General features: G+C 35.0%; 16 protein-coding genes and 1 CRISPR repeat array. Of the genes, 13 read left to right on the top strand and 3 right to left on the bottom strand.

The window, feature by feature from the left end; translation table 11 throughout:
• Nucleotides 1-290 precede the first annotated feature (290 nt).
• Nucleotides 291-467, top strand: coding sequence for a histone H1 (locus ACL9RH_RS07505; RefSeq protein ID WP_002978882.1), 177 nt, complete (start codon nucleotides 291-293; stop codon nucleotides 465-467).
• Nucleotides 468-710: 243 nt separating this feature from the next.
• Complete coding sequence (locus ACL9RH_RS07500; protein WP_422692741.1) at nucleotides 711-2,282, top strand: M20/M25/M40 family metallo-hydrolase; 1,572 nt, start codon at nucleotides 711-713, stop codon at nucleotides 2,280-2,282.
• A 46-nt stretch (nucleotides 2,283-2,328) separates the two neighbouring features.
• Here the strand turns inward: ACL9RH_RS07500 and ACL9RH_RS07495 are convergent, their stop codons facing one another.
• Genes ACL9RH_RS07495 through ACL9RH_RS07485 form a run of 3 tightly spaced genes read right to left on the bottom strand, consistent with a single transcriptional unit; the run spans nucleotide 2,329 to nucleotide 5,713 of the window.
• Entirely contained in the window at nucleotides 2,329-2,898 is a 570-nt protein-coding gene (locus ACL9RH_RS07495) for an RDD family protein (protein WP_422692740.1), read from the bottom strand.
• The gene (locus ACL9RH_RS07490) at nucleotides 2,898-3,548 is read right to left on the bottom strand and encodes an HAD family hydrolase (protein ID WP_422692739.1); all 651 of its coding nucleotides are present in this window, start codon (nucleotides 3,546-3,548) and stop codon (nucleotides 2,898-2,900) included. Before ACL9RH_RS07490 ends, ACL9RH_RS07495 begins: the two co-directional genes overlap by 1 nt.
• Nucleotides 3,549-3,589: 41 nt before the next feature.
• Complete coding sequence (locus ACL9RH_RS07485; protein ID WP_422692738.1) at nucleotides 3,590-5,713, bottom strand: Tex family protein; 2,124 nt, start codon at nucleotides 5,711-5,713, stop codon at nucleotides 3,590-3,592.
• 219 nt (nucleotides 5,714-5,932) lie between these two features.
• On the opposite strand from ACL9RH_RS07485, the gene cas9 reads away from it, so the two are divergent.
• The 11 genes from cas9 to ACL9RH_RS07430 all read left to right on the top strand — a co-directional run bounded on the left by cas9 (nucleotide 5,933) and on the right by ACL9RH_RS07430 (nucleotide 24,564).
• Nucleotides 5,933-10,231 carry a type II CRISPR RNA-guided endonuclease Cas9 gene (cas9, locus tag ACL9RH_RS07480; RefSeq protein ID WP_422692737.1) on the top strand — a complete coding sequence of 1,433 codons (4,299 nt, stop codon included), beginning with the start codon at nucleotides 5,933-5,935 and terminating at the stop codon, nucleotides 10,229-10,231.
• Nucleotides 10,232-10,239: 8 nt separating this feature from the next.
• Nucleotides 10,240-11,133: a type II CRISPR-associated endonuclease Cas1 gene (cas1, locus tag ACL9RH_RS07475; RefSeq protein WP_422692736.1), complete on the top strand. Its 894-nt coding sequence runs from the start codon at nucleotides 10,240-10,242 to the stop codon at nucleotides 11,131-11,133.
• Nucleotides 11,130-11,468: a CRISPR-associated endonuclease Cas2 gene (cas2, locus tag ACL9RH_RS07470; RefSeq protein ID WP_422692735.1), complete on the top strand. Its 339-nt coding sequence runs from the start codon at nucleotides 11,130-11,132 to the stop codon at nucleotides 11,466-11,468. The genes cas1 and cas2 overlap by 4 nt, the downstream gene beginning before the upstream one ends.
• Before the next feature lie 57 nt (nucleotides 11,469-11,525).
• Nucleotides 11,526-13,035: a CRISPR direct-repeat array (repeat unit 47 nt; unit sequence GCTGTGACTAATCACGAAGATAATAATTTTTGAAAGCAATTCACAAC).
• 262 nt (nucleotides 13,036-13,297) lie between these two features.
• The gene (locus ACL9RH_RS07465) at nucleotides 13,298-13,516 is read left to right on the top strand and encodes a hypothetical protein (protein WP_422692734.1); all 219 of its coding nucleotides are present in this window, start codon (nucleotides 13,298-13,300) and stop codon (nucleotides 13,514-13,516) included.
• Nucleotides 13,517-13,557: 41 nt separating this feature from the next.
• Complete coding sequence (locus ACL9RH_RS07460; RefSeq protein ID WP_422692733.1) at nucleotides 13,558-17,007, top strand: hypothetical protein; 3,450 nt, start codon at nucleotides 13,558-13,560, stop codon at nucleotides 17,005-17,007.
• 5 nt (nucleotides 17,008-17,012) lie between these two features.
• Nucleotides 17,013-20,534, top strand: coding sequence for a DUF6443 domain-containing protein (locus ACL9RH_RS07455; RefSeq protein ID WP_422692732.1), 3,522 nt, complete (start codon nucleotides 17,013-17,015; stop codon nucleotides 20,532-20,534).
• Nucleotides 20,531-21,289, top strand: coding sequence for a hypothetical protein (locus ACL9RH_RS07450; RefSeq protein ID WP_422692731.1), 759 nt, complete (start codon nucleotides 20,531-20,533; stop codon nucleotides 21,287-21,289). The genes ACL9RH_RS07455 and ACL9RH_RS07450 overlap by 4 nt, the downstream gene beginning before the upstream one ends.
• A gap of 123 nt (nucleotides 21,290-21,412) precedes the next feature.
• A complete protein-coding gene (locus ACL9RH_RS07445; RefSeq protein WP_422692730.1) occupies nucleotides 21,413-22,474 on the top strand; it encodes an RHS repeat domain-containing protein in 1,062 nt (353 codons plus the stop codon).
• Complete coding sequence (locus ACL9RH_RS07440) at nucleotides 22,449-22,877, top strand: hypothetical protein (protein ID WP_422692729.1); 429 nt, start codon at nucleotides 22,449-22,451, stop codon at nucleotides 22,875-22,877. Before ACL9RH_RS07445 ends, ACL9RH_RS07440 begins: the two co-directional genes overlap by 26 nt.
• Nucleotides 22,878-23,060: 183 nt before the next feature.
• Nucleotides 23,061-24,053 (top strand): RHS repeat-associated core domain-containing protein, encoded by a 993-nt coding sequence (locus tag ACL9RH_RS07435; RefSeq protein WP_422692728.1) that lies wholly within the window; start codon nucleotides 23,061-23,063, stop codon nucleotides 24,051-24,053.
• A complete protein-coding gene (locus tag ACL9RH_RS07430) occupies nucleotides 24,025-24,564 on the top strand; it encodes a hypothetical protein (protein WP_422692727.1) in 540 nt (179 codons plus the stop codon). The genes ACL9RH_RS07435 and ACL9RH_RS07430 overlap by 29 nt, the downstream gene beginning before the upstream one ends.
• The last annotated feature ends 180 nt before the right edge of the window (nucleotides 24,565-24,744 follow it).

Here is a 24,744-nt window from a genome sequence, read left to right as displayed (position 1 = left end):
TTTTTTCAAATTTAAAATAAAATTCCAATAAAAGAGGCGTTTTCTCCTTTTATAGCTGGATTTTTGATTTTTTTTTTCGTTGTTTTTGTTATTTGGGTTTAATAAGTTTAACTTTTGGTATATAATTACGAGATCGTTTTATTTAAAGGGGTTTACAGAGTAAATATGTTTAAAACGTACTTTTATGTGTGTAAAAGTGAAAATTTTAGCCATTTTAGTCAAACTTTTTTCACTGCGGTTAGGCTGGAATCACCATAAAACCTATATTTGCAGCCTAAATTTTTAAATAAATGAAAGAACTAATTGAAAAAATCAACGCGGAATTTGAAGCGTTCACAACTGAAGCAAACCAGCAAGCAGAAAAAGGAAACAAAGCAGCAGGTACAAGAGCTCGTAAAGCAGCTTTAGAACTTAGCAAATTGTTCAAAGAATTTAGAAAAGTTTCTGTAGAAGAAGCTAAAAAATAATTCGTTCCCTCGCCGGCTCTTTTGAGTCGGCTTTTTTTATCTCTTTTTGCCGATAAAACCAACTATTCAGAAGGTTCTTCACTTCGCGAAACTCCATCATACTTTTTAAAGGAGATTAGTAATTAGCGTTTTTGGCAATAAAAAAGAAAAACATCCACAATATCCTTCTACAGGAACTTTTTTGTATTCATTTCTTCATCATCTCCTTAAATTCCTTTATCTTTAAAGCAATCAATATATACTATGAGGATAAATAGATTTTTTGCAATGCCCGCAATAATGCTGGCTGCTCAGTTTTCATGGGCTCAGATAAAAGTAGACCCAAAAGAAAAGCTTGACCCTATCGTAAAAAGTTTTGTAGATGAGGTAAATAGTAATTCTCAACTGGAGAATATGGCGTATGAACTGTTGGATGGCATAGGTCCGCGTCTTGTAGGAACCCCGGAAATGTTGGCTGCCAACGAATGGAGTGCCGGAAAACTTCGTTCCTGGGGAGTAGATGCCAATCTTCAGCAGTTTGGAACATGGAAAGGATGGCAGAGAGGAACCACTCATGTAGATATGATCTCTCCGCGGGTAAAATCTCTATCAGCAACCCAATTGGCATGGAGCCCTTCTACTAAAAAAGCAATTGAGGCAGAAGTTATTGTTCTTCCAAAAGTATCTTCCAAAGCAGAATTTGACAGCTGGCTTCCTTCCGTAAAAGGGAAAATAGTACTGATGGCGCAATATCAGAAAATAGGCCGTTCCGATGAGCAGATTAAAGAATTTGCAACTCCGGAGCTTTATGAAAAACTGAAAGCAGAAAAAGAACAGGCAACTAAAGATTTCACAGCCTATGTAAAAAATATCGGTTATGATAACAATACCCTTCCGGAAGCTTTAGAAAAAGCAGGTGCAGCAGGAATTGCTATTTCGAACTGGACAGGAATCATGGGAGCCAACAGAATCTTTGGAGCTAAGACATCTAAAATCCCTATGATTGATATTGATGTAGAAGACTATGGAATGCTTTACAGAATGGCCGAAAAAGGAGCTCAGCCAAAAATTAAAGTAGATGCACAGTCTAAAATCCTTCCTGAAGCCAAAAGCTTCAATACTATAGGAATGATCAAAGGAAAAGAAAAGCCTGATGAATATGTTATTCTTTCTGCTCACCTTGATTCATGGGATGGAGCTCAGGGAGCTACCGACAACGGAACAGGAACACTTACGATGCTTGAAACGATGAGGCTTCTGAAAAAATATTATCCCAATAATAAAAGAACCATTGTTATAGGACTTTGGGGCAGCGAAGAGCAGGGACTGAATGGGTCCAGAGGTTTTGTAGCAGATAACCCTCAGATCATAAAAGGAGTGCAGGCCGCATTCAATCAGGATAACGGTACAGGTCGGGTGGTGAATATCAGTGGTCAGGGGTTTGTAAAAGCTTATGACTATGTTGGTAAATGGCTGGACGGAGTTCCAAAATCAGTAAGAACACATATTAAAACAGATTTCCCTGGAATGCCGGGAGGTGGAGGTTCTGATCATGCCTCATTTGTAGCGGCAGGAGTACCGGGAATTTCTTTAGGTTCTCTGAACTGGGGATATTTTGGATACACGTGGCATACCACAAAAGATACGTATGATAAAATCGTTTTTGACGAAGTAAAAAACAACGTTGTGTTAACTGCAGCATTGGCTTATATGGCTTCTGAGGATCCTGAATTTGCAGACAGAGAGAAAAGAGTGATGCCAAAAGATGAAAAAGGCGAAACGGTAAAATGGCCGGAAGTTAAAGAACCGAGAAGAAGTTCTAAAGATTATAAATAAAGAAAATGCGACTTATCTACTAAGTCGCATTTTTTATGATAAATGATCATGTACTTTTTGTTGAAAGGCTTCCTTGATGAAGGCGTTCTTTTACAGCCTTTATTTTGTCTTCCTTGATAACATAAGTTTTACAGAACTTATTGTTGAAATTCATACTGAAATTTGTTTGAGAAGATTCTTTTTTCCAGGTATCATTGATAGGAGGGTGATAATCTATAAGAAATAGCAATAAATTAATTAGGCACAACATATTTCTTTGCAGAGACTTTATAAATCCCGGATCATTTCCGCTGTCGTCGAGTACGGTAAGTCCAAAAACCTTTTTTCCCAAAGTTGTTCCAAAATACCATTCACAAAATAGGCCTGAAATAATAACACAGGGAATAGAAATAAGAAAACTTCCGAAGAAAGGCAGGTGGAAAATAAAATAAAAGACCAGTAAAAACGGAAGCATATCGATTATTTTGGCAAAAACTCTTTCCCTTTCACTGTCTTTGTGAACCGGATTATACGAGAAATCATATTCAAATTGATTATAAATCCGCTTACCAGATTCATCGAAGAATCGGGTAGGTCTGTGAATGAGTCTTTTTTCTATAAGCCTGGATATTTTCATTATTTTGCAATAGCTGTGAGATATTTCTGTAGGTCCTCAAACTTTAAAATCGAAGGTTCATATAAAGGATTTTCCAGATTTCCAAAACCATATTCACAAAATATAAACGGTAATCCATTAGCTGATGCAGCACTGTAATCTGTCTGCGTATCCCCAATATAGATACTGTCTTCAATAGACATATGGTTTCTTTCCATAATCAGTTTTATATTTTCTGCCTTGGTTTTTTGAGTCCGGCCATGAGATTCAATATCTGCAAAAAGGCTGCCGAATTGATAGTGGGCTAAAAATGATTCAATATAACCATCCTGGCAGTTGCTTACAATGAAAAGTCTGTAATCTTGCGCCAGGTATTTTAACGTGTCTTCCACGCCTTCATATAGAATTCCGCCAAGTGTACCGAGAACCTTGTTTTCATGGCTTACAATTTCGGCAAGAACTTCTTCGGCCTGCAGATCAGAAATACCAGGTACGATGTCTTTTATAATATCTTTGGCTAAAAGGCCCATATACGGATCCATATCTTCTGGTTTCAGATCTCTTTCAATCAACTGATGCTTTTGAAGAACTTCGTTCCATATGCCAATGATGGTGGCGCGGGAGTCCCATAAAGTTCCGTCCAGGTCGAAAATTAGATTTTTATATTTCAAAATGTGATGTTTTAATTGTTTTTAAGACAGTAAAAGCAAATTTACAGGATCATACTCAGCTGAACTCTTTTTCTCGTTTCATCTACTTCTGTTACTTTCACACGAACGTGTTGATGAAGTTTTACGACTTCATTCACGTCGGATACAAAGCCATCCTTAAGTTGAGAAATATGAACCAGCCCGCTCTCTTTGATACCCAGATCTACAAAACATCCGAAGGCGGTAATGTTGTTGACAATCCCCGGAAGAATCATTCCTGTTTTTAAATCTTTAATGCTTTTTACATTCGGATCAAACTCAAAAACTTTGGCTGCTTTTCTAGGATCAAGTCCCGGTTTTTCAAGCTCTTTTAAAATATCTTTGATTCCTAGAATTCCTATTTCTCCAGTGATGTAGCTTTCTGGTTTTACTAAAGCGATTTTCTCTTTATTGGCAATAAGTTCGTTGGGTTTAATTCCCAGATCCTTAGCCATTTTTTCTACAATTCCGTAGGCTTCCGGATGTACCGCAGAATTGTCTAACGGGTTTTTGGCATTGGAGATTCTCACAAAAGCCGCTGCCTGCTGAAAAGCTTTTTCACCAAGTCTTGGAACCTTTTTCAACTGCTTTCTATCTTCAAAAGCTCCATTTTCCGCACGGTAATTAACAATATTTTCTGCCATTTTCTCACCGATTCCGGAAACATAACTCAACAGAGATTTGCTGGCCGTATTTAAATTGATTCCCACGGAGTTTACACATCTCATTACCGTAGAATCCAATTCGTTTTTCAATTGCGTCTGATCTACATCATGTTGATATTGACCTACTCCTATGGATTTTGGATCAATTTTTACCAATTCAGCCAACGGATCAGAAAGTCTTCTTCCAATGGAAACAGCGCCACGTACCGTTACATCATACGTTGGAAACTCTTCTCTGGCAATTTTACTGGCAGAATATACGGATGCTCCGGCTTCGGAAACTACAAAAACCTGCAGCGGTTTGTCAAACGCGATTTTTTTAATGAAGAACTCTGTTTCGCGGCTTGCTGTTCCGTTTCCGATAGAAATCGCTTCAATATTATAAGCATTTACCATAGAACGGATTTTCTTCATCGCCATTCCGCTTTCATTCTGTGGAGCGTGAGGGTAGAGGGTTTCATTATGCAGAAGATCTCCTTTTTCGTCGAGGCAGACTACTTTGCAGCCACTTCTATAACCGGGATCAATGGCTAGAATTCTTTTCTCTCCCAAAGGTGGTGCTAACAGTAATTGGCCTAAGTTCTCAGAAAAAATCTCAATCGCTTTCTGATCTGCTTTTTCTTTGGCTTCCTGTAGCGCTTCGTTGGAAATGGCAGGCTCCAGAAGTCTTTTATAACTATCTTTGATGGCCATTGCAATTTGATCCGAGCTTTCGTTGTTGGATTTGATGATGGCTTTCTCTATGAAGTCAATAGCTTCCTCCTTATCTATTCCAACATTTGTTTTTACAAAGCCCTCCGCTTCTGCTCTCAACATGGCGAGCAGTCTGTGAGATGGAGTTCTGCTGAGGTTTTCTTCCCATTCAAAATACTGAGAGAACTTTTGCGCCTCTTCTTCCTCTTTTTTAGCTTTTACAACCTTAGAGGTTACTACGGCTTTACGCTGAAATATTCTTCGGAGATTTTTACGGACGTACATGTTCTCGTTGATCCATTCTGCCATAATATCTCTGGCGCCCTGCAAAGCTTCTTCTTCAGTCGTAACTTCGCTGTTCAGATATTTGGATGCCAAAAACTGAAGGTCGTTACTCTTCTGGCTCATAATGATCTTTGCCAATGGTTCAAGACCCTTTTCTTTTGCCGTATCTGCTTTGGTTTTTTTACGTTTTTTGAAAGGTAGGTATAAATCTTCCAGTTCCTGAAGATCAAAACTTTCCTCAATTCTTTGTTGAAGCTCAGGAGTTAAGGAATTCTGTTCTTCTATAGATTTTAGAATAGATTCTTTTCTTTTAACAATTTCTTCGAACTGTTTACTGATTTTAGCGATCTGCTCAATCTGTATTTCATCCAGATTTCCTGTTTTGTCTTTTCGGTAACGGGCAATGAATGGGATGGTGCAGTCTTCTGCTAATAATTGTAAAGTATTGTTGATGCTCTTCTCAGAGATATTGAGTTGCTTCTGTATAAATGCTACGGTCGTCATTGTTCTGTTTTCGGCTCGCTAAAATAGGGTTTTAAAACGAAAAAAGGCGAGTTGCCCCGCCTTGAATGTTTTCACAACGGAATAATCCTTATTGTGAATTGCTTTTCAAAATTATTAATACAAATATAGAAGAAAAAAGCCTTAATGCATTTACGGGAATCCGTATTTTGAATATTTTTTTTATTTCTATTTTAGATACAATATAAAAAATTAATAACGATGACTAAAAATATATTGGGTTTAGATTTGGGAACTAATTCTATTGGTTGGGCTTTAATTAAACAGAATTTTGAAAATAAGTATGGCGAAATTCTTGGAATGGGAAGTCGCATAATCCCTATGTCTCAGGATATTTTAGGAGAATTCGGAAAAGGCAATTCTGTTTCACAAACTGCTGCAAGAACCGATTACCGGGGAGTAAGAAGACTACGCGAAAGGTTTTTATTAAGAAGAGAAAGGCTTCATAGAGTTTTAAATGTCTTGAACTTTCTTCCAGAGCATTATGCTTCTCAGATTGATTTTGAAAAACGATTTGGCAAGTTTAAAGTTGAAACCGAACCAAAACTAGCCTGGAAAAGTATTGAAGGGAAATTCTCATTTTTATTTCAAACTTCTTTCAACGAGATGCTCGAAGATTTTAAAGCAAATGGACAGTATTTAAAAGTTCCCTATGACTGGACAATGTATTATCTCCGTAAAAAGGCACTTTCACAAAAAATAGAGAAAGAAGAACTAGCTTGGATTCTTTTAAATTTTAATCAAAAGCGTGGATATTATCAATTGCGTGGTGAAGATATTGAAGAAGAAAAAGATAAGGTTTTTGTAAAGCTAAAAGTAGAAAAAGTTGTTGATTCTGGAGAGAATGTTAATGGAAAAACTCTTTATGATGTATATTTTGAAAATGGTTGGAAGTATGAAAAACAGATTGTAAAAACAGAAGATTGGATCGGACGAACTAAAGAGTTTATTGTTACGGAGTCTACTTTAAAAAGTGGCGAGACAAAAAGAACTTTTAAAGCGGTAGATTCTGAAAAAGATTGGATCGCAATAAAGACAAAAACTGAACAGGAAATTGAAAATTCCCATAAAACCGTTGGAACATATATCTACGAAACATTTCTTCAAAACCCTACACAGAAAATCAAAGGAAAACTGGTTCGTACCATCGAAAGGAAGTTTTATAAAGAAGAACTTAAACAGATTTTAGAAAAGCAAAAAGAATTCCACCATGAATTGCAGAGTGATGATTTCTATAACGATTGCATTCGAGAGCTATACAGAAATAATGAAGCGCATCAATTGACTCTAAGTAAAAAAGAATTTGTTCATTTCTTTATGGAGGATATTATTTTTTATCAAAGACCTTTGAAAAGCAAAAAGTCATCTATTTCCAATTGTACTTTGGAATTCAGAAAGTACAAGGATCAAGATGGGGTAGAACATACACAATATCTTAAAGTTGTTCCGAAATCCAATCCGTATTTTCAGGAATTTAGAATGTGGCAATGGATTTTTAATCTGAATCTATATAAAAAGGATAATGATGATAACGTTACAAAAGGCTTTTTAAATACAACCAAGGATTTCGAAAATCTATTTGAGTTTTTAAATGACAGAAAAGAAATTAATCAAAAGGCTTTACTCAAATATTTTAAAATCGATGAAAAAACCCATCGTTGGAATTACGTTGAAGATAAGAAATATCCTTGCAATGAAACGAAAACAATGATTTCAGAAAGGTTGAAGAAAGTGGATAATATTTCTGATGACTTTTTGACTAGAGAAATAGAACAGAAGATTTGGCATATCATCTATTCGGTAAATGACAAAACAGAATATGAAAAAGCATTAAAATCTTTTGCAGGGAAAAATAATCTGGATGAAAATTCTTTCTTTGAAGCGTTCAAAAAGTTTCCTCCTTTTAAAAGTGAGTATGGTTCCTTTTCAGAAAAAGCAATTAAGAAATTGCTGCCTTTAATGAGACTGGGCAAATATTGGAATTATGCCAATATCGATAAGTATTCGAAAGATAGAATTCACAAAATTATTACCGGTGAATTTGATGAAAATATTAAAGATAGAGTGAGAGAAAAGGCAATTCATCTTACTGCTGAAAATGATTTCCAAGGTTTACAATTATGGCTGGCGCAATATATTGTCTACGGAAGGCATTCAGAAGCTTCCATTATTGGGAAATGGAATTCGGCCGACGATTTGGAAGAGTTTCTAAAAGAATTTAAACAGCATTCACTTCGTAACCCAATTGTAGAACAGATAATTACAGAGACACTTCGTGTAGTCAAAGATATCTGGTTGAAATATGGTAAAGGAGCTAAAGACTTCTTCAATGAAATTCATATTGAGCTTGGAAGGGAAATGAAACAAACCAAAGATGAAAGAGCGGATGCTACAAAAAGAATAACGGAAAACGAAAATACCAATCTTCGTATCAAAGCTTTATTAGCAGAAATGATGAATGATCATTCGGTTGAAAATGTTCGGCCTTATTCTCCAATGCAGCAAGAGATTTTGAAAATTTATGAAGAGGGAATTTTAAAATCAGACATTGAAATTGATGATGATATTCTGAAAATAAGTAAAACGGCACAACCTTCTCCATCAGATTTAAAGAGATACAAACTCTGGCTGGAGCAGAAATATAAATCACCTTATACAGGACAGATTATTCCGTTAAATAAGTTATTTACCCCAGAATATGAAATAGAACATATTATTCCGCAAAGTAGATATTTTGATGATAGCCTGGGTAATAAAATTATTTGTGAATCGGCGGTTAATAAATTGAAAGATAATTATATCGGTTTAGGATTTATTAAACAGTTTGGAGGAACGGTTGTTGAACTTGGCTTTGGAAAAAGAGTAAAGGTCTTCGAAGTCGTAGAATATGAAGATTTTGTCAAAAAACATTATGCGAAGAATAGAGAGAAAAGGAATAATTTGCTTTTAGAAGATATTCCGGAAGAAATGATTCAACGCCAGCTTAATGATACACGTCATATCAGTAAATATATCTCAGGAGTCCTTTCTAATATCGTGAGAATGGAAGACGGAACAGACGAAGGGGTGAATTCTAAAAATATAGTTCCCGGAAATGGAAAAATAACTACAAAGCTTAAACAGGATTGGGGATTAAATGATGTTTGGAATGAATTGATCTTGCCTCGTTTTGAAAGGATGAATCAACTGACTAAATCAACAGATTTCACAACCTGGAATGAAAATCACCAAAAATATTTGCCAACGGTTCCGGTTGAGCTTTCAAAAGGATTTTCAAAGAAAAGAATTGACCATCGTCATCATGCTTTAGATGCATTAGTGATTGCTTGTGCTACAAAAGATCACGTGAACTTACTCAATAATCAATCTGCAAAATCAGAAATGAAGAGATATGATTTGAAAAAGAAACTGATGAAGTTTGAGAAAACATCATATAAAGACAGTCAAACAGAAAAAAGGGTAGAGCGAGAGGTCCCAAAATATTTTTTGAAGCCTTGGGAGAACTTTACCGTTGATGCTAAAAATAATCTGGAAACAATTATTGTGAGCTTTAAGCAAAATCTTCGTGTTATTAATAAAGCTACCAATCATTATGAAAAATATATAGAAAAAAATGGGGTGAAGAAAAAAGAAAGAATAGAGCAGATGGGTACGAATTGGGCTATAAGAAAATCTTTACATGAAGAAACCGTTTCAGGAAAAATTAAATTATCATGGGTAGAAACTAGCAATGGCGAATTTATAACAGCTACAAGAAAATCTTTAGATTCAAGTTTTACTTTTGAGAAAATTAATAAAATTACAGATACAGGAATTCAGAAAATACTTGAAAATTACCTTAAATCAAAAGAAAACAATCCGGAGTTAGCTTTTTCATCAGAAGGAATTGAAGATTTGAATAAGAATATTAAAAAGTATAATGATGGAAAATCACATCAACCGATTATCAAAGTTAGACTATATGAAAAAGGAAAGGGAAGATTTGCTTTAGGGCAAACGGGAAATAAAATAAATAAATATGTTCAAGGTTCTCCAAATTTATTTTTTGCGATATATAAAGATGAGAATGGGAAAAAGAAATATGAAAGTATTCGTTTAGATATAGTTATTGAAAGATTAAAGCAAGGCTTACCAGCTGTTCCTGAAGCAAATGAAAGCGGAGTATCTTTATATCAAAGTTTATCTCCTTTAGACTTAGTTTATGTTCCAACAGAAGATGAGACAAAGGAGCCGCATCTTATTGATTTTAATAAGTTAAATAAAACGCAACTAGAAAGGATTTATAATGTAAATGACTTTTCTGGATATACAATTTATTTCAGTCAAAATTCATTTGCTAAAAATATTTATCCTAAAGAAATGGATATGACGTGGAACGAAAAGAAACAAAAAGCTTCGGGTTCATTCGATTCTAAGACGGCTTCTCATAATGAAAAGTCGATAAAAGATATTTTTGTTAAACTGGAGATTGATCGTTTAGGTAATATCTTGAATCAATAAAATATATTATGATTACCCGCTCCATCTATATCGGTAACTCTGCTTATCTTAAGCTTAAAGACGAGCAAATGAAAATCCTTTGTCCGGAAACCAAAACGGAAAAGGGGAGTATTCCAGTGGAAGATTTAGGCTTGTTGATGTTAGACCACTATCAGATTACCATTTCCCATAATCTTATTCAAAAAATGATGGGGAATAATGTAGTGGTCATTAGCTGTGACAGTCATCATTTACCACACGGAATTATGCTTCCTCTTTATGGCCATACAGAACACTCAGATCGGGTAAAAGATCAGTTGGAAGCCAGTGAACCGCTGAAAAAACAACTTTGGAAACAGACAGTCGAATGTAAAATCGAAAACCAGAAAGAAGTTTTAAGACGGTTAGGAAATTATTATGAGCCGATGATAGACTATCAGAATAGTGTAAAAAGTGGTGATATTACTAATATGGAAGGGATCGCTGCACAACATTACTGGAAATATCTCATCAGTCTTGATTTTTTGAGGCAACGTTTTGGAGATTCTCCCAATCAGTTTTTCAATTTTGGGTATTCGGTTCTCAGAAGTATTGTGGCAAGAGCCATTGTGGAAACAGGTTTACTTCCTGTACTGGGTATTTTCCACAAGAATAAATACAACCCTTATTGCTTGGCCGATGACCTTATGGAGCCTTATCGCCCTTTTATTGATTTATTAGTCATGCAATGGCTGGCTGTTAATCCTGCAACGGAAGAGTTAACTAAAGAATTTAAAGCTTTTATTTTACAGATTGCAACTAAAGATGTAAAAATAGACGATAAAACAAGACCATTACTGGTTGCTGTGAAAACAACCATCACATCATTGTATAAATGTTATACAGGAGAAAAACGCCTGATCTCTTATCCCGAACTGATATGAATGCCGAAAGGTTTAATGCATATAGAATTATGTGGGTTTTAGTATTATATGATTTGCCGACAGAGACCAAAGCCAATATGAAAGATGCCAACCGCTTTCGGAAGGGGCTTATTGATGATGGCTTTAATCTGTTCCAGTTTTCTATGTATGTACGTCATTGTCCCAGCCGTGAAAATGCCGAAGTTCATATTAAAAGAGTGAAATTTATGCTTCCAAAGGCCGGGAAAGTGGCCATTATGTGTATCACTGATAAACAATTTGGAGATATTGAGATATTCTTTGCCAGAAATAGAGAAGAGCCTCCTCCAACCTTCCAACAGCTTGAATTATTCTAAATTTCATATTCTAGAAACAAAAATAATCTACTGAATTTCAGTAGATTATTTTTTGAGGCTGTGACTAATCACGAAGATAATAATTTTTGAAAGCAATTCACAACTCATTGATCCGGGCATCATGGAAGACTGAAGCTGTGACTAATCACGAAGATAATAATTTTTGAAAGCAATTCACAACCGCGCTTAGTGAAGCCGGGAAAAATGACTTGCTGTGACTAATCACGAAGATAATAATTTTTGAAAGCAATTCACAACGAATTCTCAGACACACAATGTTGGGACAGTGCTGTGACTAATCACGAAGATAATAATTTTTGAAAGCAATTCACAACTTGCCGATTGAGGAAGTGTTTGGAGGTATGGCTGTGACTAATCACGAAGATAATAATTTTTGAAAGCAATTCACAACCAGTTCCGGTTCCAGTTTGTGCGGTTGCCGGCTGTGACTAATCACGAAGATAATAATTTTTGAAAGCAATTCACAACGCTTCCTGAAGAGATATATTGTCTGTAAAAGCTGTGACTAATCACGAAGATAATAATTTTTGAAAGCAATTCACAACCTCCAATTGAGGGTAGAGCTAAAGAAATGAGCTGTGACTAATCACGAAGATAATAATTTTTGAAAGCAATTCACAACTATAGAAGGCAGAACCATCGAGTTCAATAAGCTGTGACTAATCACGAAGATAATAATTTTTGAAAGCAATTCACAACGAATATCAGCGATTGTTAATCCATTCAATAGCTGTGACTAATCACGAAGATAATAATTTTTGAAAGCAATTCACAACCAATCGCTTTGCAAGGATTTATCCAGTGTTGCTGTGACTAATCACGAAGATAATAATTTTTGAAAGCAATTCACAACCAAGAATCTCTTTACGAACCTTTGTTTCTGGCTGTGACTAATCACGAAGATAATAATTTTTGAAAGCAATTCACAACCGTTTCCTGTTAATAGCCAATCAGTATTTAGCTGTGACTAATCACGAAGATAATAATTTTTGAAAGCAATTCACAACAGCTATAGCGTCTGAATTATCAGAACTCTTGCTGTGACTAATCACGAAGATAATAATTTTTGAAAGCAATTCACAACTGACAGCAGCAACAGAAATGAAAAAATTAAGCTGTGACTAATCACGAAGATAATAATTTTTGAAAGCAATTCACAACTAACACTCACAGTAATTTATTTGGCAAAGTGCTGTGACTAATCACGAAGATAATAATTTTTGAAAGCAATTCACAACCAAATGAGGTTGAATCAACTGCTGCTACTTGCTGTGACTAATCACGAAGATAATAATTTTTGAAAGCAATTCACAACAAGTACTGGAACTGCTCCAATATCTTGTCCGCTGTGACTAATCACGAAGATAATAATTTTTGAAAGCAATTCACAACAGGGGCAGATCTGAGAACTGCCACGATTTAGCTGTGACTAATCACGAAGATAATAATTTTTGAAAGCAATTCACAACCCATACTCACCACAACCATGATAAGAAATTGCTGTGACTAATCACGAAGATAATAATTTTTGAAAGCAATTCACAACGAGATATGTTTTATAATCAAATAAAGGGTTGCTGTGACTAATCACGAAGATAATAATTTGGGGGTATTGTATAAAATACGACACATTTTGTCGTTTATATAATCTATTTTTGTGAAGTAAATAAGAGATTTTATAAAATAATTAATTTTTGTAAGAGTAAATCCTAATTATGACAAACATTGATGATCAAAATTTTTTATAAAACATTAAAGCTACTATGTTTTAATAAAACTAATTACTAACTCAAAAAAATAACACAAAATTGAGAACACCTTATCTCTGTGCATTGACTTTATGCACGATCCTGGATATTTCTGTTCAGGAAGTTGTATGGCAAAAAGATATTGAATCCTCAACGCAAGATTTCCTAAACAAGGTGAATACTGCGATTGAGCAGCAGTATCTTATTACAGGAAACTCTGTTCAGAGTGATCAGCTTCAACAGAGCGTATCTTGTACTTATAAAAACATATACGAATAAAACAGCGAAAGCAAAGCTGATTAAAAAATAAACTGATATTCATGAAAAAAAATACTTCATCCGTTATGCTGATAGCGGTTTTATGGGGAAATATGCTTATAGCTCAGTCTTCTCCCGGCTCTTCAGCACCCAGAAGTTATGTGGGAAATATAAATGAAATGTTTGCCCCTGCTCCTACAGCCAACAACTTAATGAAATTTGAAGAAGTTCCTGTAAGCTATTATACAGGGATTCCGGATATTGCCATTCCTTTGATTAGTATTCCAACAGGCAATCCAAATGTTAAGATAGATCTTCAGCTAAAATACCATCCATTGAGCGCCAAACCGGAAGACAGAGCGGGAGAAACAGGCCTTGGATGGAGTCTTATTGCCGGAGGTACGATATCCAGAACTGTAAGAGGTGGAAATCCTGATGAAAAAAACAGATCGGTATTGTTTTCTTCTCCACCTAAAACTAAATATGGAATTTACAACGAACAGTATAATTCTACAGCCAAAATGATAAGGGGAGAGTCTGTTAATATGAATGAATTCCGTTATGAAGCGGCTATGGGTAAGTTTGATACAGAGTACGATCTTTATCAATATAATTTCAGTGGACAATCTGGGAGATTTTATGTTATAAAGGACGCCGCCGGAAATTATCAAGTAGAAAAGCTGGATAAAAATAATCTTAAGATTCTTATCAATAATGATGCTCAGGGAATTATTAATTTGTTTACCATAGTTGATGACAAAGGAATCAGATATACCTTTGAGGCCATGGAGAAGTCTCAGCGAACCATTAGTTCCGTTAAAATAGGACTTATCACAGCACAAGGAGATGTCAGTCCAAGTGTTGATCTGGCGGATTATTGGACCGCCTTTCACCTCACAAAAATACAGGATCAGAATAACAGTACACTGGTGACATTCAATTATGGAATTGCCTCACAAGTGAAATTTGAAGAAACTCCAAGAACGACCAAAAGAATTGCTTCAGATATTTATTATATGAACAATACACAATGGGAAACGGGAACACCACAAAATCCGGAAGCAAGCATGCCGGGGGCAATAGAAACAGAGACTTCTTATAGCAGTAACCAGACAAAACTTCTTACAAGTATTGAAGTAAGAGGTCGAGGGACGGTATATCTTGCCTATGAAAAAGGAAGGCAGGACAGCAATTATACAGAACCTTCAGAACTTTATAAATTAAAATCGGTACAATCCAATTATCCGGGACAGGGAATAGCTCAGTTTACGGATAAATATATTTTTGATTATGGATATACTAATACAGCTTATCAGCCCCCTAACGGTCAACAGAAAAATCTTAAAAAATTATTATTAACAAAAGTTACCAAGATCCCAACTTCTACAGGAATTCAAAACCAAGAGTATACCTTAAGCTATACTACTACATCTAATATTCTTCTTGAAAAAGATAAGTGGGGATATTATAAAGGCTCTGAAGACGGATTTAAAACAGATGTATTAAATTCAATAACATATCCTACGAAAGGGAAGAGTGTATTTGATTTTGGTCTTAATGATTATAGTAATTATTACAGTGGTACCGGGAATGATCCTGTAATGGGATATACCAAAACCGTTTCCAATACTTCATCTATCAACTTCGGGAAACTGGACGCTAATGTCAAACAGTTTTTTTTCAATGTTATAACGCCACAAACTGTTAATTTTCATTATATGCTGGGTGCGCTTGTTAACTTTAATTGGAATCTGACAATTTTTAAAAAAAATCCAGACGGAACTTTTGTTCCCGTACCAGGATTATATATAGAGCATGGTAATCAAACCTGTAATAGACCAGAGCCGCCTACATGTATTAGAAATTGGATTGATGATACCCAAGGAGGAATTGTGACAGACCTGTTTCCCATTCACTTTGTGGAGACAGGTGAATATTGGGCCTCTTTAGGGGGGAAATATGTTCCTTCCATTCCTGCTGATACATGGGATACTTTTGAGGCAACCACCATAGAAGATATATTTGTTGATGAAAAAATTCGTTTAGGAGGCGGATTAAGAATCAATAAAATTATGTATTATGATACCCCTTCTTCTACGGATGCTCTTAAAACCTATAGCTATGACTATAGAAATATTAATGATACTTTGCGAAGCAGCGGAACATTGGTTTTTCCAGAACCTGTGATGCGTTTTTCAGATAGCTATTCCTATCAGAACAAAACAAACCCAAGTATCTTATACACCGCAAATTTAGATATTACAACAGATTATAATATCATTCCTACAGACAAAACACAAGGTTCGGATGTTGGTTATAAATATGTTACGGTAAAACAACTGGATAAAAATGGAAACAGCAAAGGAAGAATAGTTCACACTTTCCGTTCCCCATTAGATTATCCGAATGAAGGAGGGCTGGTACCAATTATGCCAGTAGTACCGATCCCTAACCTTGATCATCGAAGAGGGCAGCCATTATCGAAGATGGTATACAATGAAGCAGGACAAGTTCTTTCAGAAACGATAAATGAATATGTAACTACTGAGTTTGAAAAAAATGATGGAATTAAAATTGTAGACAACTATGCCAAAAGTATGCTTGCAGAATACTTCTCTTATCCTAATTATCAAGGGCTGGAGAATCATTATCCAGGAATACAGTTAAATGTTCCTTATAAAAGCTTTTCAAAATTTGGGATAACGTTGCCTTCAAAACAGAAAGATATTTCGTACTTCTACAAAAATGGAGTTCAAAGTTCAGTAACTACCATTACCAATAATACCTATAATACTCAGGATTATCCTGTATCTGTTGTTCAGAGTACTGTTGGAGGTGATGTGAATCAAACATTTTACCAATATGCAATAGAAAAAAGTAACCAAAACCTGATTGCTGCCAATATGATTGGCATTCCCCTGGAGACAGAAATTAAAAAGAATAATCAGACTAAAGAAAAAACTGAGACGTTTTATGGTAACCCATCCAATCTGCTGCCAAGTTCAATAGCCTCCTATGATATTCATACAGGTTCTGCTATACCTGAAGTGTTGTATGAAAAATATGATTCCTTTGGAAATCTTCAGCAATACAGAACAAAAGAAGGAATTCCGGTATCTATTATCTGGGGATACAACAGTACCGTCCCTATTGCTAAAATAGAAGGAGTAGCGTATGATCGCATCACACAGTTTGCAAGCTCAGAACTGTCCGCTTTTATTCAGGCTTCCGATGCTGATGCTTCTACTGCAGCAGGAGATCCGGAAACACTCCTTTTATCTGCTGTAGATGTTTTCAGAGCTAAAATCGTATCAATGGGCGGGCAGGTTACTTCCTATACCTATGATTCTCTTATCGGAGTAAGAAGTATTACCCAGCCAGCAGGAATAAAAGAGTTCTATTATTATGATTCAGCCAATAGGCTTAAGGAAATTAAACAACAGCAGACCGATCAGTCTGGTAATATTTCACTTAAGACGGTAAAAGAATTTGAGTACAACTATAAAAACTAATTATTGTGAAAAAACTAATCATACAATCTGCCATTTTACTATCAGCGGTCGATATAGTGCATGCGCAGAGTAACACGGAAAACTATGTAAAAACAAAAGTATATATAGACTATCCTGTAGGACAAAGTGCAAAAACAGCGGTGAGTGTACAGTATTTTGACGGAATTGGAAGAGCAAAACAAACGGTTCAGGTAAATGCAACCCCATTAGGAAGAGATATAGTATCTCATGTAGAATATGATGCCTTTGGAAGACAGGCTAATGAATATCTTCCGATCCCTCAGGCAGGAACACAAAATGGGAATATATATGGAAACCCTATCCAGAATGCTCTTGATCCTGCCATTTACGGATCAGAGAAAATTTATGGAGAAAAAATGCTGGAAAGGTCTCCGTTAGACAGAGTCCTTCAGCAGAAGCAACCGGGAACAGCATGGAGTAATAAGCCGGTTACATTTGAATATGGAACCAATACTTCAGAGGAGGTCAGAAGATATACCATTGCAACCAGCTGGCCTCAGGGAGTTACCCTTTCTGATGTGAGTCTTCAAGGTAACTTTGCTGCAGGAACGCTTTTTAAAACAATAGTCACGGACGAAGATGGGAATAAAACCACTGAATATAAAACCACACAGGGACAGGTAATTCTAGTGAGGAAATCGGTAGATTCATCATTGAATGCCGATACCTACTATGTTTATAATGAATACGATCAGCTGGCGCTGGTCATTCCTCCTAATGCTGTTGTTGCTCCCGCCATAGGCTCTGTACTGGATACATTGTGCTATCAGTATCAGTATGACGGAAGAAACAGACTGGTTGCCAAAAAGCTTCCGGGAAAAGGCTGGGAATATATGGTGTATGATAAGCAAGACCGTCTGGTGATGACACAGGATGCTAATTTGGGAATCAATAAACAGTGGATGTTTACAAAATATGATGCATGGGGAAGAGTTGCTTATACCGGCATTTATACCGGAACAAATGCATATGGACTGGCTGGAAGACTGGCAGAACAGACCAATGTGGAAGCTAAAGGAAGCAATAACGAGCTGCGTGGGGGAGCAACCATTCCCGATAGCGGGGCAGATGCTCTTAACTACTCCAACACGGCTTATCCTAACGCTTCGATCAAGATTCTGACCATTAATTACTATGATTCTTTCCCAAGAGATCCATGGTTTCCGACCAATCTTCCGGGAGTTATCTTTAACCAGAAAGTTATGCTTAACAGTCAGGCAGGATATGCAAGCGGTATGCTGCTGGCTTCTTATGTACGGAATATTGAAAATGAAGACTGGACCAGAAATTTTATGCTCTATGACACCAAGGGACGAATGATCGGGACACGGTCTTTTAACCATTTGGGAGGATATACCTTTACAGAGTCTGAAATCAACTTTTCCGGTATGCCTAATCAAACAGTCACCAGACATAAGAGACTGAATCTGGACTTAGAAAAAGTAATTACAGAAACCTTTGAGTATGATCACCAAAACAGGCTATTGGTACATAAGCATCAGGTCGACAATAACGCTGTTGAATACCTTACTCAGAATACTTACAACGAACTCTCCCAGCTGGCTTCTAAAAAAGTAGGCGGAATAGCCGCTGCTTCACCGCTTCAGCAGATGGATTATCAATACAATATCCGTGGCTGGATGACCCAGATTAATGATCCAGCTAATCTGAATGGGAAATTATTTGGGTATAAGATTAAATATACAAATCCGGTCTATGCAGATGTTGCTCCGGGAAAATACAACGGAAATATTGCAGAAATAGACTGGAATATGTCAACTGTTAATAATATAAAGAGGTATAATTATACCTATGATCAACTTAACAGATTAACCGATGCTGAATATTCAGAACCCGATAAAACCAATCCCCATAATAAGAATTTTGATGAACGTTTAAAGTATGATTTAAACGGAAATATAACCTTCTTAAAAAGATATGCAATCCCTGTTTTTGGAACAACATCAACAAAAGTAGATGATCTTGAATACCAATATACAGGAAACCGTTTGAGACAGGTGATCGAAACATCTTTAAATGATACAGGATATGAGGGGGGAAATAATACAATAGACTATGATCTGAACGGGAATATGATCAACATGAAAGATAAAGGAATTCAGACTATCGTTTACAATACTCTGAATCTGCCGGATAGCTTCTCAATTACTCAGGTAGATCCGCTTGGTAATGGACAACCTTCAAGTGTGAGCCTTGGATATCTGTATCGGGCTGATGGAGTAAAGCTTCGTAAAAATTATGTTAAGGAAGGAAGAAGAGGGTCCTCAGGCTTAAGCCGTATTACCGATTATCTTGATGGTTTTCAATACAATTATTTTGAAGGTGGCGGCATATGTCTGACCTGCAGAACTGAAACCGCTTTTGAAGAACAGGCTTATAAAAACATCAACAGCTCAATTGGTATTGGTGGTCCTCCTGAATGGAAATTAGATTTTGTTCCCACTGCAGAAGGATTTTACAGTTTCACGGAAAACCGTTATATTTACCAGTATAAAGACCATCTGGGAAATGCCCGGGTAAGCTTTGCCAAGGACAACACAGGCGCTCTTGAAGTGACAGATACCAACAATTACTATCCTTTTGGATTGAATCACATCGAAGGAATGACAGGCAGTTCCGGCTTTGGAGGGTATTATAGTTACAAGTATAATGGTAAGGAACTTCAAGAGACCGGAATGTATGACTATGGAGCGAGATTCTATATGCCGGATTTAGGAAGATGGGGAGTTGTTGATCCGCTGGCAGAAAAAGATAGAAGGTGGACTCCTTATCGATATGCATACAATAATCCTTTAAGATTTATAGATCCGGATGGAAGAAGTGAAGACATTTGGAATTTTAATACAGATACCGGACAATTGAATAAAGTTGAAGATAATGATGACATTGATGTCGTTTTTGCTGTAAATAATACAGGAAAAAGACAAACTGATAAGAATGGAAAAGATATAAGATTTACAATGGAAAGAAATAATCAAATAGACGAAGCATTTAATACAAGTGTTCCTGTAGAATATAATCCTAGGCCGGGTGAAACTGCGACAAAAGAAGTACCATATAAAGCAATTAACTTTGAAAGTCAATCTTTAGGAAAAAATTTTTATGACTTTTTAGATAAATATTCTACAGCAAAAAACGAATTTGATTTATTTCAATACACTCAAAATGGACAAGATAAAGCTGTTGTTGGGATAAATGGACAAAATGGATATCTTGCAAGATATACTAAAGTTGAAGGGAAAGATGGACAATATGACTTTGGTGCGTTTATTCCATCTGTATCATTGATGTCAGGATATTATCATCAACTTTCTAATTTACCTGGTGTTGATACAAGTAAAAACATTTTTAGCCATTCACATCCAGGTGATAATGGTAATCCAGTAGCTTCTGCCCCAGATATAAATACAGCAAGAAAAAGTTTATTACCTGGCATTTTTCAAGTTTCAAGCAAAGGAATTTATAAAGCAATACCAAGAGAATGAAAACAATATTTATCGTATTAATTTTAATTAGCAATTTCTGTTGTGGCCAACATTATACTCCAGATTTTAATGTCTCTAAATTTATACAGTCAGGTGGAATTTCAAAAGAAATCTATCAAAAGAAAGATGAGAAGTTAGAGTTAAGTAATCAATTTTATTATAATAAAGATTCGGCGTTGATAAACCGGATTACTAATCAAAAATTATCTGATGGAGAAATTCTTAAAGGAGTTAAATATTTTTTAGATTCTCAGAACAGAATTATCAAGGAAATAATTCAAACAAGCAATGCTCAGATTAATCCTAATACTTATTCGACTCAAATTGTGACATACAATTATTTTGATTCTTATCAGACAGTTTCTTTCCATGATAAAAACAATAAAATATACCTTAAAGAGTATTATTTTTATAATGATAAAAAAGAACTGGTTGAAAGCTTTATAGTTTCTAACGATGATCTCACATTGCATGAAAGAAATATCTATTACAAAAAAAACGGATATCAAATCAATGAAAAAGAAACTTTTACAGATCCCAGATATAAAACTATTGTAAAAACAAAATTTGATAAAAATGGATTTCCTATTTATATAGAATCAGAAGGAAAACTAATACAAAATAATGAAAAAATACCTAAGCAAATTATCCATTTTGAAAATGAGATTGATAAAAAAGGAAATTTATCGAAAGTGTATATTGTTGAAGGAAAGAAAAAAGAATTAATTAAGGAAATAGTTAGCAAGTATAATTAATCTAATAATATATTGGTGACTTGGGGAGTGTACAGGAATTTATAAGAAAAAAATGTCAATAGTAAAATTACTTGATGACACAAGTATTATGATCGTCCTTCCTCTATAATAAGACAAGAGCCATTGCTAAATCAGCAGTGGCTTTTCTACACGGGTTTAGAAAATTGTTATATTTACCGATACAAGGATCATCTTGGAAATACCAGGATAAGCTTTGCCAAGGACAGCACAGGCGCTCTTGAAATAACAGATACTAACAACTATTATGCATTTGGGTTGAATCATATCTCTGGAGGATTAAGCAATTCTTATTTCGGAGGTTATCATTCCTATAAGTATAATGGTAAAGAATTACAGGAAACCGGATTTTTTGATTATGGAGCAAGAATGTATATGCCGGATTTAGGAAGATGGGGGGTGGTAGATCCGTTGGCAGAGAAAATGACGAGATATAGTCCTTATAATTATGTTTTTAATAACCCCTTGAGATTTATTGACCCAGATGGAAGGGAAGCAGAAGGTTGGATTAAGGATAAAAAAACAGGTGAAGTATCTTGGGATAAAAATACAAACAGTCAGAAGGAGTTTAATAAAAACTATAAGGGAAGAGAAAATTCCTTTGCATACGTTAGTAATAAAAATGATTCATCCAAATACACTTTACCTAACGGATCAGGATCGTTAGTAATGAATGATTGGGTTGAAAATAGTAGCGAAGATGGCCTTATAGCTCCAGAAATTACAATGACTTTTATACCAAGTGACAAGAGTTCGAGTTCTGGATGGTTTCAGACCTATATATCCAATACTCCTGATTATGATGGAAGCGAAAAAAGTTCTATAACGGGCGTTTTGGATGAGAGATTAGACGGCGAAGGTCTTGTTCAAGGATCAAAAGACTTTACAAAAGCTGAATATTTTGATGTTCCAAGGCTTAATAGACTTCACGATACTCCTCAAAGAGAATATTTTGGAGAAAAAGTTGATAAAAACTCTTCTTCAGCAGTAAAATGGAATGCCCAATCTTCAATGATTATTAATGGCAAGGCATCATTTACCGTAAAATGGGGGTTTACATTATTTGGAACAGGACCAAAAGATCATAAATATAACTCTCCAACAATAATTAATTCTAATAACGCAACAAAAGAACATACAAATGCAATACAATACTTACATAAATAAATTTTTGATTTTAACAATCTTCTTTTTCTCACAATGTATTTGGTCTCAGGATTTTAAATTTGGTTATCCTAAAGAAGTTAAATCAAATGATATAATATTATTAAATATGTTTAGTCATCGAGATGGTAGATTCATTGATGATTCTGAAATCAATGAATTATCTACTTTTCTTAATAGGTATAATGATAAAAAATTTAAAATCAGAATACATTTTTTTGGAGGAGCTTCAAAAGGAACTATGTCATATACCAAAAGTCTAAGTAATAGCTTAAGCAAAAAACTGAATGAATTTAATAATATCATTGAAATAGAAAATTGCGGAGATAAATATCCTATATTTTGTTTAGAAAGAACTGAATTTAAACGTAGAAATAATAATAGAATTGAAGTTATTTGTCTCTAAAGATTTGGGAATTTTTCAAAACTAATCCTATCAACTTAGTGTTTCTCAGCTTTGACCTTTGTGAAATACCTCTCCACTTGGATTTTTCGCTCATATTCATAAATAAATTAAAGTCACAGCAAGTACAGAAGCTTTACTTTTTTCTCAAAGAAAGATTGTTATATTTACAAGTATAGAGACCACTTGGGAAATGCCCGGGTAAGCTTTGCCAAAGACAGCACAGGCGCTCTTGAGGTGACAGATACCAACAATTACTATCCTTTTGGATTGAATCACATCGAAGGAATGACAGGCAGTTCCGGCTTTGGAGGGTATTATAGTTACAAGTATAATGGTAAGGAACTTCAAGAGACCGGAATGTATGATTATGGTGCGAGGATGTATATGCCGGATTTAGGAAGATGGGGGGTGATTGATCCACTGGCAGAAAAAGATAGGAGATGGACTCCTTATCGATATGCATATAATAACCCTCTACTATTTATTGATCCGGATGGAAGAAATGAGGACATATATGAACTAGATGAAAACGCAAATTTAATTTGGAAAGCAGAATCAGATAGAGATGTAATTTATGCTTCTAAAAATTTTGATAATAATGGAAATCTTAAAGCTGAAAATGATGGTGGTGTTGATGTGGGAGAAAAAGGTTACATTGAAAAGAATAAACAGGAAATTACTTTAAAGGAGCCTGTAAAAGATTCAGAAGGAAATTTTTCGGACAGGATGACAACTTTAAGCTTCTATAATAATGAAGGAAAAGCAAAGGAAGTTGCAGAATATATGTATAACAACACTAATGTAGAATCTTCAAATGCTTTATTTAATGGCTCTAAGGGTCTATTTTCAGTGGTTGGAACTTTTCATTTGCCTACAGCATCTCCATTTAATGCTAAAGACTTAGGGATGTCTAATTTCTCTTTTAATGGTGATTATTTTTATCCAAGTACACTTTCTGCTCAAGATCATAACCACCCTAATGATGGAATTTGGAATCCTGCAAGTGGATTTGAATCATCTTCAAAAGGATACAGGCCTAGCGGAGATGTTCGTTGCCTGAAAGGTGGTTGTGATATTAATGTAGCAAAAGATAATCCTAATGTAAAACTAAGAGTTTACATTTCTCAATTAAAAAAATATATGTATTATGATAGTCAAAAAACAAATTTTGAATAATTTTTTTCTAATATTACTTTTTATAGGACTATTCTGTAGTTGTTCAGCTCAAAAAATTAATATAAATCATATTGTTGATACTTATATAAATTATTATTCATCAAAAAATGAAATATTTAACCCAACAAAAACATATTTGTTAATGGGTTTGTCATCTGAAAGTGAAAATCCAAGAAATAAAATTTTTAGTCTTTCATATAATTGTTTTGAATGCAATGGAGCTGTTACAGATAATGATACTATTATTCAGTATAAAGGATACAAAGTGGTAATAATTACGGATAATATTGATAATAAAATTCTTCTGTATAAATATTTTAAAAATATTAAGACAACCAAAACATTTCATTCAATACCCTTTAACAAAAACATAATGTATGATCCTCCTCCTCATTTAGGGGTTAGATTTGATGATAAGGGAAAGATTTATTTTATTTGTATGGGAAATAGAACAAAAGAGATAAAGCAAATGTTAGGTTTTAATAGTGATTTAGAAGATTGTCAGGAATAATTATTACTCCGCTGGCAAAGTCAAAGTCTCTTACTTTGAGCAGATAAAACACAAAACCCGCCATTTTTTGGTGGATTTTGTGTTTTATAGCGCAGCTATATTTTTATTAAAAGAAGTCTTTACATTTTAAATGGTAAATAGTTTTCGCTTACTTCTGAAGGATTTTATGATTATCAGAAA

Source organism: Chryseobacterium sp. Mn2064 (genome assembly GCF_049319685.1).
In the GTDB taxonomy this organism is placed as follows: Bacteria; Bacteroidota; Bacteroidia; order Flavobacteriales; family Weeksellaceae; genus Chryseobacterium.
This window is presented reverse-complemented; position numbering and strand designations above follow the sequence as displayed.

Bases quoted from the DNA above. Each gene is read 5' to 3' on its own strand.
- ACL9RH_RS07505 (WP_002978882.1), top strand. From the start codon at position 291: ATGAAAGAACTAATTGAAAAAATCAACGCGGAATTTGAAGCGTTCACA.
- ACL9RH_RS07500 (WP_422692741.1), top strand. From the start codon at position 711: ATGAGGATAAATAGATTTTTTGCAATGCCCGCAATAATGCTGGCTGCT.
- ACL9RH_RS07495 (WP_422692740.1), bottom strand. From the start codon at position 2,898: ATGAAAATATCCAGGCTTATAGAAAAAAGACTCATTCACAGACCTACC.
- ACL9RH_RS07485 (WP_422692738.1), bottom strand. From the start codon at position 5,713: ATGACGACCGTAGCATTTATACAGAAGCAACTCAATATCTCTGAGAAG.
- cas9 (WP_422692737.1), top strand. From the start codon at position 5,933: ATGACTAAAAATATATTGGGTTTAGATTTGGGAACTAATTCTATTGGT.
- cas1 (WP_422692736.1), top strand. From the start codon at position 10,240: ATGATTACCCGCTCCATCTATATCGGTAACTCTGCTTATCTTAAGCTT.
- cas2 (WP_422692735.1), top strand. From the start codon at position 11,130: ATGAATGCCGAAAGGTTTAATGCATATAGAATTATGTGGGTTTTAGTA.
- ACL9RH_RS07460 (WP_422692733.1), top strand. From the start codon at position 13,558: ATGAAAAAAAATACTTCATCCGTTATGCTGATAGCGGTTTTATGGGGA.
- ACL9RH_RS07450 (WP_422692731.1), top strand. From the start codon at position 20,531: ATGAAAACAATATTTATCGTATTAATTTTAATTAGCAATTTCTGTTGT.
- ACL9RH_RS07440 (WP_422692729.1), top strand. From the start codon at position 22,449: ATGCAATACAATACTTACATAAATAAATTTTTGATTTTAACAATCTTC.
- ACL9RH_RS07430 (WP_422692727.1), top strand. From the start codon at position 24,025: ATGATAGTCAAAAAACAAATTTTGAATAATTTTTTTCTAATATTACTT.